This window comes from Citrobacter sp. CK189 (assembly GCF_030333505.1).
GTDB classification, from domain to species: domain Bacteria; phylum Pseudomonadota; class Gammaproteobacteria; order Enterobacterales; family Enterobacteriaceae; genus Citrobacter_B; species Citrobacter_B koseri.
In genome coordinates this window covers 266,970-281,623 of record NZ_JAOWFV010000036.1, presented here as the reverse complement: position 1 = coordinate 281,623, position 14,654 = coordinate 266,970, and the positions used below count along the sequence as shown (strand labels likewise).

9 protein-coding genes and 1 CRISPR repeat array are annotated in these 14,654 nt (G+C 53.2%); of the genes, 1 reads left to right on the top strand and 8 read right to left on the bottom strand.

Translation table 11 applies throughout. The features are described 5' to 3' along the window. Positions 1 to 7 precede the first annotated feature (7 nt). From cas3f to OGV83_RS07705, 5 genes are all read right to left on the bottom strand, one after another. On the bottom strand, positions 8 to 3,238 hold the full coding sequence (cas3f, locus tag OGV83_RS07725) for a type I-F CRISPR-associated helicase Cas3f (RefSeq protein ID WP_286463379.1): 3,231 nt from the start codon (positions 3,236 to 3,238) through the stop codon (positions 8 to 10). Further along, on the bottom strand, positions 3,235 to 4,212 hold the full coding sequence (cas1f, locus tag OGV83_RS07720; protein WP_114848458.1) for a type I-F CRISPR-associated endonuclease Cas1f: 978 nt from the start codon (positions 4,210 to 4,212) through the stop codon (positions 3,235 to 3,237). The genes cas3f and cas1f overlap by 4 nt, the downstream gene beginning before the upstream one ends. A 113-nt stretch (positions 4,213 to 4,325) precedes the next feature. Further along, a CRISPR array of direct repeats spans positions 4,326 to 6,100; the repeat unit is 28 nt; unit sequence TTTCTAAGCTGCCTGTACGGCAGTGAAC. 241 nt (positions 6,101 to 6,341) lie between these two features. Continuing rightward, the gene (gene clpA, locus OGV83_RS07715) at positions 6,342 to 8,618 is read right to left on the bottom strand and encodes an ATP-dependent Clp protease ATP-binding subunit ClpA (RefSeq protein WP_012133049.1); all 2,277 of its coding nucleotides are present in this window, start codon (positions 8,616 to 8,618) and stop codon (positions 6,342 to 6,344) included. Between the two features lie 30 nt (positions 8,619 to 8,648). Further along, positions 8,649 to 8,969: an ATP-dependent Clp protease adapter ClpS gene (gene clpS / locus OGV83_RS07710; RefSeq protein ID WP_012133050.1), complete on the bottom strand. Its 321-nt coding sequence runs from the start codon at positions 8,967 to 8,969 to the stop codon at positions 8,649 to 8,651. Positions 8,970 to 9,067: 98 nt separating this feature from the next. Continuing rightward, positions 9,068 to 9,142, bottom strand: a complete 75-nt coding sequence (locus tag OGV83_RS07705; protein ID WP_213164981.1) for a hypothetical protein — start codon at positions 9,140 to 9,142, stop codon at positions 9,068 to 9,070. Positions 9,143 to 9,292: 150 nt separating this feature from the next. Here OGV83_RS07705 and cspD point away from each other — a divergent pair, with 150 nt between their 5' ends. Further along, positions 9,293 to 9,514 carry a cold shock-like protein CspD gene (gene cspD, locus OGV83_RS07700; protein WP_000447499.1) on the top strand — a complete coding sequence of 74 codons (222 nt, stop codon included), beginning with the start codon at positions 9,293 to 9,295 and terminating at the stop codon, positions 9,512 to 9,514. A 136-nt stretch (positions 9,515 to 9,650) separates the two neighbouring features. Here cspD and macB read toward each other — a convergent pair whose 3' ends face one another. From macB to OGV83_RS07685, 3 genes are all read right to left on the bottom strand, one after another. After that, positions 9,651 to 11,597, bottom strand: a complete 1,947-nt coding sequence (macB, locus tag OGV83_RS07695; protein WP_286463377.1) for a macrolide ABC transporter ATP-binding protein/permease MacB — start codon at positions 11,595 to 11,597, stop codon at positions 9,651 to 9,653. Beyond that, on the bottom strand, positions 11,594 to 12,691 hold the full coding sequence (gene macA, locus OGV83_RS07690) for a macrolide transporter subunit MacA (protein WP_371417097.1): 1,098 nt from the start codon (positions 12,689 to 12,691) through the stop codon (positions 11,594 to 11,596). The genes macB and macA overlap by 4 nt, the downstream gene beginning before the upstream one ends. Positions 12,692 to 12,857: 166 nt before the next feature. After that, entirely contained in the window at positions 12,858 to 14,516 is a 1,659-nt protein-coding gene (locus tag OGV83_RS07685; protein ID WP_275166482.1) for an ATP-dependent endonuclease, read from the bottom strand. Positions 14,517 to 14,654: the final 138 nt, after the last annotated feature.

The window sequence follows — 14,654 nt, the reverse complement described above, 5'->3', positions numbered from 1 at the left end:
GACGTTCTTAATTAATATCCCTGTAAACACCCAACCACGGGTGGTAACGCCAGTCGCTCGTCACATCCTCTTCATTTACAGGTACGCTGATCTCACCGAAAATTTCACCTACGCGGTTAATCTCAGTCTGTTGGGCATCGGCCAACGCCAGCAATACCTGACGGTAGTCCGTACATCCCCAATGGTCTGTTCCCTCTGCATACTCAACGTCCTGAAGAACAAATTTATCGGAAGCCTTGATGTTGCCGTTTTCGGTATGAAATGCGAAATAAGGCTCACTCTCTTCCTCTTCCATATGCAGAAAAAATCTGGCTTCCGGCTGCGACTGACGAAACGGTGTCTTACGCTGTAGCCAGGCATTCCAGGTGAGCGGTTTACGCCACCAGTTTGCGGCAATAATCTGCCGGCTCTTACTGCTGAGTAATTCTTCCCTGAGCCGCATGTGCTCCAGTTCCGCCAGTTTATTTTCACCATTTGCAGGCAAAATACGTGGCAATGCAGTGATCGTCTGATAATCCTGCGGTGGTAGTAATTCACGCAGGTCGTGACTGGCTAATGGATGATCCTTATTTTCAAATCCCGGCTTACAAAACGCGGGGGAGCGCTTTCTCAGCGCTTTAATATTACTGCTGAGAATCACCAGGTTTTCATTCTCTGGAACGACGCGTCGATGGCGCTGTATACGCCCGGCGAACTGAATAATGGATCGCATAGAGCTGGGTTCGATGATGCCCCAACTGCTGTCCCAGTCCCTGCCAACCTCCATGACGGAAGTCCCTAACACGACAAAAAGGTGATGCTTCTCCGGGCGGAGATTGAGGGCTTTTGCAATATCTGGATGTTGCCAGAGCGTATCGGGCTGATGGCGAGTAAATGCGCTATCCAGACATTTTTCGATGGCTGAACGCACCGCCAGCGGGTGCCGGGCATGGTAGACACAATAATGGATACAGACATCCTGCGGCGAAGGGATCGCCATTAACGCTTTTGCGACAGCGACCAGCGGATCGATATTCGCGAACCTGACTAAACCCAATGACACGGTCTTACCACCGGGATGTGTCTCTTTATGCGCGTGATGTAAAACCTGCATTTCCGTATGCACGGCGCGAGCCACGCAGGTAATGACATCGCTCACCTCTGGCGACGCCGGAGATACGGGCGAAATACGCCCAAAGTGCAGACGAGGTTTTGCCGCCAGTATTGCCGCCCGCTGCTCAACAAATGTTTTATGCGCAATGCTAAAGCTGCGTCCATCCGCGATGTGCTCCACCTTCGCGCCTTTTTCATCGAACCATGCGCAGCAAATATTCATCGGTTTCTCTGACGCGCCGCAGGACGCCTGCCATATTTTGCGCCCGGCAAACCAGGCGGCAAACATTGCCTGGATAAGATCCGGCGGCAGCGTTGCCGACGAGAGCAGCACGCGAGTTCCCAGCATCCCGGCCCAGTTCATCAGGCGGCAAACGGCATGCAGATCGGCAATATCAAAATCATCAGGTTCATCCAGCACCAGATCGCTGGTCAGCAAGCGCAACATCGCCGGTAGCTGCTTTCCGCCACGCACGCCTTCCGTCGCCGAAATCAAATGATCGAGGGTTGTCACTAAAACAGGGGCACTGACTAACGCCGACAATTTCCTGTCGCCGCTCAACCATTTTTCCAGCGCCCCCGTTTGCACACTGCCTTCATAATGAACATATTGCTGTTCTTCAGACAAGGCCTTCGCCGAGGCGCTATCCCTGTCTGGTTCCGGTTCTTTTTCCTTCTGCCACAACTGCTTCACCGCACCCGAGCCAATCAGTACCGCCAGGTCGTCGTCGTCCAGCTTCAGTCGATTACGCAACGCATCGCCAGTTTGCAGCGTCAGCGTGCGTAATCCCATTGCCACGGTGAAGCGACAGCCTTCCTGCTCATCAGCCAGCGCATACATTATTCGTGCATTGGCAAACGTCTTCCCGCAGCCCGTCGAGGCCATATTGACGCCGAAAAAACCCTCTTCCCGACTCCGCTCACGCAGCGCGGCAGCTACATCCCAGGCTTTATTTTGCCAGTGATAAAGCGGATTACCTGAACGCTCACGAAAACCTTTATGCCTTGCAATCGCCGGAAGCGACGAACGCACACGCGCCAGTTGTCTCCCCAGAAGCAATGCGTGATGCGCAACACCGGTCAGATGCTCATCAACCCGTTGTTTTAGCGTGCCATTTTTCCGATCGCTGTTTGCCCATACACAATAATCAGGATCTTGCCACGTTGGGTGAGGATGGCTGGAAGAGTAGAAGTGATCGGCCAGCATCAGACAAAAACGCGCCATATGCAGCGTGAACAGTTGATCCATCTGTCCCCACTGTTTTAATGCCGCGGCATTCTTAGCGCGCCGGGAGATCTGACGAGCTTTCTCCCGCCAGACGCGACTTTGTACAGGCGTACCTGATGGAAAAACCCAGACATTGCGAAAATCGACGTCTCGCCACCCTTCTTTTATATGATTCACGGCGTTCCAGTCTGCATTAAGCTGATTTTCAAGCCAGCTCTGACATCCCTCCAGCACGTTGTCGCCGCGCAGGTTTTCAGGAAGACGGTGATGAGACAAAATCAGCCAGGCGACGACGCTGGCGAGCGGTGGAAGCGTACGAAAAGGGCTGTCAGAATAGCAGGGGTTATCCTTGCGCAATCGAGCCAGAAGTTCAGCGTCGTCATCCGCAGACAACTCACCGAGTTTTGCCAGCCACTGTTCATCATGTTGCTCACCGATAAACGCCTGAAACAGGCGTACCGAAACCCATTCATGGCGATAAGGTTGATAACTTTTAGCTGTTTTTTTCGTCAGGCTTTCCTGAAAACAGAACCCTGCCTTACCAAAATCATGAAACAAGCCCGCAATCGCTGCTAACAGCGCAATGCTTTCCGCACATCGCCACCGATGTTCATCGGTGTTCGTGATAAGCGTTTGTGTGGTTCGGTTGGTAGGAACACGCCCTTGCGCATTAAAACGACGTATATTGCCGACAATCCATAGCAATTCCATTTGCCCGTTTTTCTTCAACCAGTGGCAGGCAACCGCAGTATTACGCCTTGCGGTTTTCCGTAATAAACGGCGCAGCGTGTTAACGCCTTCTAAGGTGATGATGGTTTGCCAGGCCGCGTCTCCCGTTCGCTCAGCAAACTGATCGAGTATACGGCAACTCTCCTCGCGAGCGCGTTTGTTGCAGCGAGAGATAATCAGCACATTCATTCGCTATCCTCAGCCAGCTGTCGCGCCGTGTCCTGAAGCGTGGTGATCATTAAATCTAAAGCATCAGACTGCTGAAATCTATTAATACAGCGCTGGCGGAACGCCTGTGCATCCTCCCCCTCCATTGCCGCGATAAACGCTTGCGGCATGACAAGCGCGTCTTTGATAAGATCGGCCAAATCAAAGACCAGGCCGCCGCGACGCGTTTTACCGTGCATAACCGCCAGACCGTGTGGGAGCCCTGTAACCCATGCCGCAACAGCCGCTAATCCGTATGCCAGATAATTACCCTGATCCAGAAACCGATTCGCCATATCCAGACCACCGCCCCGTTTTGCTCGGGTAAAATCGCCATATCCAACGGTCTGGCTCACCAGTTTATACAGCGATTTTGTTAATTGCGCCTCTTTGAGCATTAAATGAGTATGATCCTCTGCTTGCGCCATAGACGCATCCGCGCGCGTAATAATATCATTTAATCGTTCCCGGTCTGGCTGAAATATTTTCTGTGATGATGGAGCTAACCAATATTTTTCTATTTGCTGCAATCTTATTTTCTGAAACATCTTTGCCGCGATCAGTCTTTTTTCTTCTTTAAACCAGAAAGAGACCCAATGCTGTAAATATTCAGTCGGCCGATATTCACTTTGCGGTGACAGCCATGACACATCAATATCAACTTCATTTGCGGAATAAAGCGGCGTACCATCAGTGCCACAGAAGCCAACCATCACGCCAGCCCTTGCAAACTCCCGCATCGCCGCCTGTGACACTGACGTGCCCATACCCAGCATCACCGCCGTAGTATTCGCGACAGGAATATTCCAGTAATATGATTCATTACCTGCACTCGTAATGTATTCAACTCGCCCACCATTTACCTGCACACGGCACTTTTCAAGATAATATATATTGGCGCGTTTAGAGTGCAGAATGGTTTTTAAATCCGAAGGCATAATTGAATTTGCAGACATATCTATTTAAACCCCGTCATTTTATGTGTTATCGATAGTACTGATGAGGCTCCGGCAGATGAAATGATAAAAATCAACAAAAGAGCTTTCAAAATAAATAATTACATTTGTGGTGTGGTAGCTGCCTGTACGGCAGTGAACCTTGTGAGTGCGCTTGTCACGCTCTCGCATCATTTCTAAGCTGCCTGTACGGCAGTGAACGTGAACCCGGAACAAGGATCATCCTGAGTTGCTTTCTAAGCTGCCTGTACGGCAGTGAACTTTCTCCCGCATCGGGACGCAGTCGGCGATACTTTCTAAGCTGCCTGTACGGCAGTGAACTTACCTCGAAACGCACCGTACTTTCACAGCAATTTCTAAGCTGCCTGTACGGCAGTGAACTAGCGGAGGCCGGTTCGTTGCTTGTTACGCCATTTCTAAGCTGCCTGTACGGCAGTGAACGATCCGGTTCCTGTGGCCGGGGCATTTTATCTTTTCTAAGCTGCCTGTACGGCAGTGAACAAAATCAGGCAAAGAGGTTATCTGACTTTTGATTTCTAAGCTGCCTGTACGGCAGTGAACTTTTACTGACGGATCCCCGCCAGATTCTGACGTTTCTAAGCTGCCTGTACGGCAGTGAACGCAAAGTGCCGCCGTGGTTCTCCACGCCTGTTTTTCTAAGCTGCCTGTACGGCAGTGAACTTCGCGTCAGCCCGGTGCTACAGAATTTCATCGTTTTCTAAGCTGCCTGTACGGCAGTGAACATTCCGTTCTACACCCTCGATAAGGAATTTTCCTTTCTAAGCTGCCTGTACGGCAGTGAACGCCCAAATATCATCTTCTGTCGGCTTGTCGCTTTTCTAAGCTGCCTGTACGGCAGTGAACAGGTCGCGCATTTGGCTGACGGTCATCTTACTTTTCTAAGCTGCCTGTACGGCAGTGAACTCATTCACCTTTTACAGCAGGGTTGACGATCATTTCTAAGCTGCCTGTACGGCAGTGAACAGTCTGCCTTGATGGGCCAGTCACGCGCGCCATTTCTAAGCTGCCTGTACGGCAGTGAACGGCTTCCGGTATCGATATCACCCTTTGTTGGTTTTCTAAGCTGCCTGTACGGCAGTGAACTTAAACTGGTGTCCGATTCCCCCGGCCATCTCTTTCTAAGCTGCCTGTACGGCAGTGAACCCAGCAGACCCGGACGCGATACCGCCGGTTGATTTCTAAGCTGCCTGTACGGCAGTGAACTTCTTTTCCTGATGATGAAAGTGATGACGAAGATTTCTAAGCTGCCTGTACGGCAGTGAACGGTCTCAAAATTAATCTCTTTTAATAACGAGCTTTCTAAGCTGCCTGTACGGCAGTGAACAACTAACGCGCCATTGCTGTCTGTCGGTTTCATTTCTAAGCTGCCTGTACGGCAGTGAACAAACTACGCCAAAATTTGCCAGCGGCTCGTCCGTTTCTAAGCTGCCTGTACGGCAGTGAACCATCATGGCCAGCGCTGGTGCGCTCGCTAAATTTTCTAAGCTGCCTGTACGGCAGTGAACATCTGGCCAGATCCGGATCATCTGCAGATATTTTTCTAAGCTGCCTGTACGGCAGTGAACAATGTTACCGGAAAGTGAACGCCATGCTTTCATTTCTAAGCTGCCTGTACGGCAGTGAACTTTCTTCTTTTCAGTTCCCTACCGTCTTGTATGTTTCTAAGCTGCCTGTACGGCAGTGAACAAAGAGGAGGCTGGCCTGTCGTTGTTAATTGTTTTCTAAGCTGCCTGTACGGCAGTGAACTTTAACAGCCAGTGCCAGACGTTCTTCGCAACTTTCTAAGCTGCCTGTACGGCAGTGAACGTTTCGTGACCAGAACCTTATTGATTCTGCTGATTTCTAAGCTGCCTGTACGGCAGTGAACTGAATCTGTTCGTCGCTATCATGGTGTTAATAAAGAAAAATATCAACGAAATGATTAAATACCCTTTTATCGCCACCTAATATAAACACATAAAAATCATAGCGTTAAAAAACACTCAAAAAAAGGGTTTCCAGGTATCCGGGGCATGGCGGCAAAAAAAATCCGTAACCTCAAAAGAGATTACGGATTTTAGCGAGTTTATCTGAACGCGACTGGCGTTCAGATTTTACCGGTTACGAGATTAATGCGCGGCTTCCGGTTTGTGCTTTTGCGCACTCTGGAAGCCATACGTCAGCTCATTTTTCTCTTTATCCAGCGCAACGGTCACCTGGCCGCCGCCAACCAGCGAACCGAACAGCAGCTCGTTTGCCAGCGGTTTTTTCAGGTTGTCCTGGACGACGCGCGTCATTGGACGTGCGCCCATCGCGCGGTCATAGCCTTTCTCAGCCAGCCAGTCACGCGCTTCCTGACTCACTTCCAGGGAAACGCCTTTCTGATCCAGTTGAACCTGCAACTCGACAATAAACTTATCGACAACCTGATGGATCACTTCAGTAGACAGGTGATCGAACCAGATAATGTTGTCGAGACGGTTACGGAACTCCGGCGTAAACACTTTCTTGATTTCACCCATCGCGTCCGTACTGTTGTCCTGATGGATGAGGCCAATCGATTTACGCTCAGTTTCACGCACACCGGCGTTGGTGGTCATCACCAGCACCACGTTGCGGAAATCCGCTTTACGCCCGTTGTTGTCCGTCAGCGTGCCGTTGTCCATCACCTGCAACAGCAGGTTAAAGACATCTGGATGCGCCTTCTCAATTTCATCCAGCAGCAGAACTGCATGTGGATGTTTGATAACCGCATCGGTCAGCAGACCGCCCTGGTCGAAACCGACATATCCCGGAGGCGCGCCGATCAGGCGGCTTACGGTGTGGCGTTCCATATACTCGGACATATCAAACCGCAGCAGCTCAATACCCAGCGCTTTGGAAAGCTGTACCGTTACCTCGGTTTTCCCTACCCCGGTAGGCCCCGCGAACAGGAACGAACCGACAGGTTTATGTTCATGACCGAGACCCGCACGGCTCATTTTGATCGCTTCGGTCAGCGCTTCAATTGCCTTATCCTGCCCGAAGACCAGCATTTTCAGGCGGTCTCCGAGGTTTTTCAGCGTATCGCGATCGCTCTGCGAGACGCTCTTCTCAGGAATACGCGCGATGCGCGCCACAACGGACTCAATATCCGCCACGTTGACGGTTTTCTTGCGCTTGCTGACCGGCATCAGACGAGCACGCGCACCGGCTTCGTCGATGACGTCAATCGCCTTATCCGGCAGATGACGGTCGTTGATGTATTTCACCGCCAGCTCTACCGCCGCACGCACCGCTTTCGCCGTGTAGCGAACATCGTGGTGCGCTTCGTACTTCGGTTTCAGACCGTTGATGATCTGCACAGTCTCATCCACGGACGGCTCAGTGATATCAATTTTCTGGAAGCGACGCGCTAACGCGCGGTCTTTCTCGAAAATGTTGCTGAATTCCTGATACGTCGTGGAACCAATCACGCGGATCTTACCGCTGGAGAGCAGCGGTTTAATCAGGTTTGCGGCATCCACCTGGCCGCCCGACGCCGCACCCGCACCGATAATGGTGTGGATCTCATCAATAAACAGGATGCTGTTGGTGTCCTGTTCCAGCTGTTTGAGCAGCGCTTTAAAACGTTTTTCGAAATCGCCGCGATACTTGGTGCCCGCCAGCAGCGAGCCGATATCCAGCGAGTAGAGGGTGCAATCCGCCATCACTTCCGGCACATCGCCCTGGACAATACGCCAGGCCAGACCTTCGGCAATCGCCGTCTTACCGACGCCGGACTCACCCACCAGCAGCGGGTTATTTTTCCGGCGGCGACACAGCACCTGAATGGCACGCTCCAGCTCTTTTTCACGACCAATCAGCGGATCGATTCCGCCCACGCGAGCAAGCTGGTTAAGGTTAGTCGTGAAGTTCTCCATACGTTCCTCCCCGCCAACTTGTTCTTCGCTATTTGGCTGATTGCCGGGGTCAGAAGACTGACTCGGCTCGTCCTTTCGCGTCCCATGAGAAATAAAGTTCACCACGTCGAGGCGGCTGACTTCATGCTTACGCAGCAGATAGGCCGCCTGGGATTCCTGTTCGCTGAAGATAGCCACCAGCACATTCGCGCCAGTTACCTCACTGCGCCCGGAGGACTGAACGTGAAAGACCGCACGTTGCAGCACGCGCTGAAAACTCAACGTCGGCTGTGTGTCGCGCTCTTCTTCGCTGGCAGGCAGTACGGGTGTGGTTTGTTCAATGAAGGCTTCAAGTTCCTGACGGAGCGCCACCAAATCCACGGAGCACGCTTCCAGCGCTTCGCGGGCCGATGGGTTACTGAGCAACGCCAGTAACAAGTGCTCGACGGTCATAAACTCATGTCGGTGCTCGCGCGCTCTGGCGAAAGCCATGTTTAAACTGAGTTCCAGTTCTTGATTGAGCATAGGCACCTCCCCCAATTTTTACGCCTGCATTCAGGCTTTTTCCAGCGTACACAGCAACGGATGCTCGTTCTCCCTCGCATACTTGTTCACCATCGCCACTTTGGTCTCCGCGACCTCGGCGGTAAATACGCCGCAGATAGCTTTACCTTGATAGTGAACCGCAAGCATCAGTTGCGTTGCACGTTCTACATCATAAGAAAAGAATTTTTGTAACACGTCAATAACAAACTCCATTGGAGTGTAATCATCATTGACTAATATCACTTTATACATAGATGGCGGTTTTAGCGCGTCGCGCACCTTATCTTCCGCCAGCTGGTCAAAATCCAGCCAATCGTTCGTCTTACCCATTGTCAGTCGTCATCTTCGGTTACGGTTACCGGCAGAACGTACTGCCGCTGACAAGAGCCTATGCACACAATCAATCTACCCCAATTAATAGATAACTATCATCTATCTCTGTCATCCGCGACATCTGTCACATTACCGGCAATAGCGTTAACTGCTTCAAATTTTTGATTCATTTTTACCCCATCCACCCCGCCTGGCGCTTGACGCCCCGCCTGATTTCTCTAAATTGTAGTTTCGAGAGTTGGCGAGGTTTTGAACAGCCCCCACTCCGCCACCGGTTCATTCCATCTTACTTATATAAGATTTACGAAGGATGTCGAAGCATGGAAACGGGTACTGTAAAGTGGTTCAACAATGCCAAAGGGTTTGGTTTCATCTGCCCTGAAGGCGGCGGCGAAGATATTTTCGCCCATTACTCCACCATTCAAATGGATGGTTACAGAACGCTTAAAGCCGGGCAGTCTGTCCGGTTTGATGTCCACCAGGGGCCAAAAGGCAATCATGCCAGTGTCATCGTGCCCATCGAAGCAGAAGCCGTTGCATAGCTCTTCTGTCTCATTGTGTACATCCCGCAGTCAAAATGCCAGTCCGATCGGCTGGCATTTTTATTTCTGCGCCATTGCTTTTTGCCGGATGGCGACGCTGACGCGCCTTACCCGGCGGACAAACATCCGGCAAGATTCACTCCCGCGCCAGCGCATCTACCGGATCGAGTCGTGCCGCATTACGTGCGGGCAACCAGCCAAACAGTATCCCGGTAAACGTCGAGCACAAGAACGCCGTCAGGAGCGCGACGGGCGAGAAGCCGATTTCCCAGCCGGGTAAAAACATCTGTAGCGTAAAGGCGATCAGCATCGACAGCCCGATCCCCAACGCGCCGCCGACCAGACACACCAGCACCGCTTCAATTAAGAACTGTTGCAGCACATCGCTGGCGCGCGCGCCTACCGCCATACGGATGCCAATCTCCCGGGTTCGTTCAGTGACGGAAACCAGCATAATGTTCATTACGCCGATCCCCCCAACCACCAATGAGATCACCGCAACCAGCGTCAGGAACAGTTGAAGAGTACGTGTGGTCTTTTCGGCGGTTTTCAAGACGCCGTCCATATTCCAGGTAAAGAAATCCTTCTTCCCGTGGCGCAGCGTCAGCAGGCGGGTAAGCTGCTGCTCAGCCTGCGCGCTGTCAAATCCCTCTTTCACCCGAACGGTGATGGAGTTCAGCCATGACTGCCCCATCACCCGCCCGGACATCGTGCTGTACGGCAGCCAGACGCGGAGGATCTTACTGCTGCCGAACATAGACTGTTTCTCTTCGGCCACGCCGATCACCGTTGCAGGCATATTACCGACCAGGATCACTTCGCCCACCACTTTCGCTTTATTGGGGAAAAGTTGACGCCGCGTGTTGCTGTCGAGCACCACCACCTGTGCCCGGCCATTCAACTGCTCTCTGTTGAACGTGTTCCCCTCGCTAAAGGTCATGCCGTAGACGTTAAAATAGTCGCCGCTGACGCCATTGGCGCTGGCGGCCACGTCGATGTTGCCGTAGCGAAGCCGCAGATTTTGCGATACGGCAGGCGTCGCGGACGTTACCCACGGCTGCTTCTGAATCGCGTTCAGATCGTCATATTTCAGCGCCTGCTGATATTGCGGATCGTCGTCGCCGAAGTCTTTACCGGGGTAAATATCGATAGTATTGGTGCCAATGGCGCGAATATCCGCCAGCACCATCTGTTTTGCCGCATCGCCGACCACCACGATCGACACCACCGACGCAATCCCGATAATAATCCCCAGCATGGTGAGCAAGGTGCGCATTTTATTGGCGGCCATCGCCAGCCACGCCATCGTGAGCGCCTCACGAAATCCGCTGACAAACTGGCTCCAGCCGGAGGCCGTTTTGACGACGGGCGCCGCGATACCTTGCCCCGCTTGCGTTTTCTGCGACGGCGGATTACGCACGATCTCGCCATCGTGGATTTCAATCACCCGTTCGGCCTGAGCGGCAACCTGCGGATCGTGGGTCACGATAATGACCGTATGCCCCCGATCGCGCAGTTGATGCAGAATCGCCATCACTTCATCACCGGAATGGCTGTCGAGCGCCCCCGTCGGTTCATCGGCGAGGATCACCTGCCCGCCGTTCATCAGCGCGCGCGCAATACTCACCCGCTGCTGTTGCCCGCCGGAGAGCTGCGAAGGCTGATAATCCACCCGATCGCCCAGCCCCAGCCGTTGCAGCAACTCTTCGGCCCGCTCCAGCCGTCGTTTGCGCTCCGTACCGGCATAAACGGCGGGTACCTCAACGTTTTGCGCCGCCGTCAGATGTGAGAGCAAATGATAACGCTGGAAGATAAAACCAAAATGTTCGCGGCGAAGTTGCGCCAGCGCGTCGCTGTCGAGCGTGGAGACATCCCGCCCCGCAATCCGATAGGTGCCGCTGGTGGGTTTATCCAGACAGCCGAGGATATTCATCAGGGTCGATTTACCGGAGCCGGACGCGCCGACAATCGCCACCATCTCTCCGGCATGAATTTGCAGGGAGATGCCCTTCAGCACCTCGACCTGTTCTTCACCTGACGGATAACTGCGGCGAATATTGCTCAGCTCAAGCAATGCCGTCATTGCGCGGCTCCAGGTTTGCTCTCGCTGATCACCACCTCATCGCCCTCTTCCAGTCCCTTGACGATCTCCACGTCGGTATCGTTACGCGCGCCAATCGACACCTCACGTTCACGGGTTTCGCCGTTACGCAACAGCGTGACTTTGTAGCGGTTATTGCCGACCGGGTCGCCAAGCGCCGCCAGCGGAATCGTCAGCACGTTTTTAATGTCTGTGAGCTGAATATGCACCTGTGCGGTCATGTCCAGGCGCAAAATCCCTTTCGGGTTAGGAACTTCAAAACGCGCGTAATAGAAAATAGCGTCGTTCACTTTTTCAGGCGTGGGCAGGACATCTTTCAGCGCGCCTTCATAGCGGGTCTGAGGGTCGCCCAGCACGGTAAACCAGGCTTTTTGTCCGGGACGCAGGTGAATAACGTCCGCTTCGGAAACCTGCGCCTTCACCAGCATGGTGCTCATATCCGCCAGCGTCAGGATATTTGGCGCCTGTTGAGCGGCAATCACCGTCTGTCCCTGCAAGGTGGTGATTTGCGTCACCTCGCCTGCCATCGGGGCGACAATGCGGGTGTAATCCAGGTTGGTTTTTGCCGTATCAAGAGAAGCCTGATTACGTTTAATCTGCGCGTCAATCGTGCCGATCTGCGCCTGTTTGACGGCCATTTCCGTCGCGGCCGTATCCAGTTCCTGTCGCGAAATCGCCTGGGTTTTCGCCAGCTGTTGCTGGCGTGACAGGGTGACGCGCGCCAGTTTCCACTCGGCTTCAGCCTGTCGGCGCTGAGCGCGTAATTCCATCAGCGTGGCTTCCACCTCTTTGATCTGGTTTTCCGCCTGTTCAGGATCGATAACGCCAAGCAGCTGATCTTTTTTCACCTTGTCGCCAATTGCGACCGACAGCGTTTTAAGCTGGCCACTGACCTGCGCCCCAACATCCACTTTGCGCAGCGCATCCAGTTTCCCCGTCGCCAGCACACTCTGCTGGAGGTCGCCCGGACGGACAATCAGCGTTTGATAGTGGGGTAGCGGCGCATTTAACGTTCGCCAGAGCGTAAACATCGCCACGATGATAATGAGGGCGATGAGAAGATAGCGCTTTTTCATTTTTCCCTTGAGCTTCATAACGATCCAACATTCCCCGAGATATCCACCAGAGTGGGAAGATAAACCTTAACGGTAAATAAACAAACACTGAAAAACGCGCCGAATATCGCCGTCGCTATCCATTGCTGGACTGCATTCCGCCACAGATGTCGCGGCTGTTTCGCCGTTAATCCGCTCTCCCGCGCGCCAGCCAGAGTACGCGGGAGAACATTTTTTTGAACAGCGTCGGCACCGCGTCAACGCCGCGTCTCCCTGCCTCCATCGCCACTTCAATGGCTAAATCAGGCTTTGACGAGCGGTGGATCGCCTTCGAGATAATTTTCCGCATATTCATTGGAACGTTTTCCGGTATTTGCGCCACCCGATGAAAGACATCAGCAAATCCTGACCGATACATAAAATGTTCCATATCCAGAGCAGGCAATGCCGTCAGGTGCTCACGCTCTTCTTCCCGGTCGTTATTCAGCAAACCGCGCACCGTTGCGGCATATTTTTTCCCGGCTTCGTCGCCATCCACCAGCACATGCCACTCAATCCCCATCCGGCGGGCGAATTTTACCAGCGGTCTCAGGCCAGACTGGGCGAATTCGATCACTTTAATCCCTTCGGCATCGAAGTGGTGCCCACACTGGCGCGCCAGTTCGTTGATAACCCAGGTTTCCGTTTCGCCCTCCACCAGCAGCCAGCAGCGGGAAAACAGCGACGAGGCCCGGTTAAAACGAATATGAAAGGCGATGCGGCGACCATCTTCCGCGCTCAGCCCGCCAGGCCCCAGTCGCCAGGCCGCGACCCGTGAAGATTCACGCACCAGACGAACAACGTGCTCCACAGGCGTCAGCGACAGCAGCTCGCCGGAATTGGTCGTTGCCACACGTTGCAGCGGTAAAAGATTCAACAACTGCCATGCCACCGACAGCATAATCGGATGCAGACGCGTTTCCGGGTCTTCAACCAATAATAATGGTCGGGCATCTTTATCCAGCCGCAGCGTCCCTTTTGCCTGTAACAGCGTGGAGAACAGCCCCAGCAGGATCACGCGATGCGTGCGGCCGCCGGGTTTGTCGATCATCCGGTTAATAATGTCCAGATAGCGCCAGCTACGCTGCTCGTTGTTCGAACGGCGACGCATCAACCGATGACGGGATTGCCCCGAGCCTTGCTCGGAAAAGTAGTGCTCCAGCAGCTGTACCATCGCCGAAAGCCCCTGGCGGATCTGCCCGTCCGTTAAATTCTGTGGACGGGTCGCCAGCTCTCGCGCCAGAAAGTCCAGCTGGCAGGCGGTAACTTCAACATCGGGAACATCGGGCACCGTACCATTACGGATGCGTCGCATAAAGCGCGCATCGCGCAGGCGCAGTACCGGCATCAAACGAATGAGATGGTGTGCCTGGCGATTAATATCATCGATCGGTAGCGGGTGGCCGTCGCCATCAAGGAAGCTGCGCAGCGTCATCACGCTGCCATCTGCCGCGCTCTCCCCCTCCAGGCGGTAGAAAATACGGTGAAAACCATCCTGACAGGGAGACCAGCATGCCTCCAGCGGGCGGTATCGACGCACCCGATGGCGGCCAGGCTGAGATTCACGGAAAGTGAGGATAATATGCAGATGATGTTCACGTCCCTGAATATCTCCGGGGGGAAACCAGAAATCCTCGCGGATGAAATGATACAGTTCCGATTCTGGCGACAGCAGCAGAGTTAAGGCATCCAGCAGGCTGGATTTCCCCCACGCGTTCTCCCCAATCAGCACGTTGTTTTGCTCCAGCATCAACGATAATCGATTGATCCCGCGAAAACCCACAATCTCAACGCGTTCGAGAATCATGTATCCTCCAGAAATGAACAACTTATCCTTTCCGCAGTATAACGACAAAATCCGTTGCATGGCGTGATAATTGCAGCATTAAGTCCGTGCACTACACTCTTTATTAAGACAAATCAGAACAAGGATTCACACCACATT

What these genes read in the sequence shown, in the direction of transcription:
- cas3f (WP_286463379.1), bottom strand. Translation starts at nt 3,238, where the DNA reads ATGAATGTGCTGATTATCTCTCGCTGCAACAAACGCGCTCGCGAGGAG.
- cas1f (WP_114848458.1), bottom strand. Translation starts at nt 4,212, where the DNA reads ATGTCTGCAAATTCAATTATGCCTTCGGATTTAAAAACCATTCTGCAC.
- clpA (WP_012133049.1), bottom strand. Translation starts at nt 8,618, where the DNA reads ATGCTCAATCAAGAACTGGAACTCAGTTTAAACATGGCTTTCGCCAGA.
- clpS (WP_012133050.1), bottom strand. Translation starts at nt 8,969, where the DNA reads ATGGGTAAGACGAACGATTGGCTGGATTTTGACCAGCTGGCGGAAGAT.
- cspD (WP_000447499.1), top strand. Translation starts at nt 9,293, where the DNA reads ATGGAAACGGGTACTGTAAAGTGGTTCAACAATGCCAAAGGGTTTGGT.
- macB (WP_286463377.1), bottom strand. Translation starts at nt 11,597, where the DNA reads ATGACGGCATTGCTTGAGCTGAGCAATATTCGCCGCAGTTATCCGTCA.
- macA (WP_371417097.1), bottom strand. Translation starts at nt 12,691, where the DNA reads ATGAAAAAGCGCTATCTTCTCATCGCCCTCATTATCATCGTGGCGATG.
- OGV83_RS07685 (WP_275166482.1), bottom strand. Translation starts at nt 14,516, where the DNA reads ATGATTCTCGAACGCGTTGAGATTGTGGGTTTTCGCGGGATCAATCGA.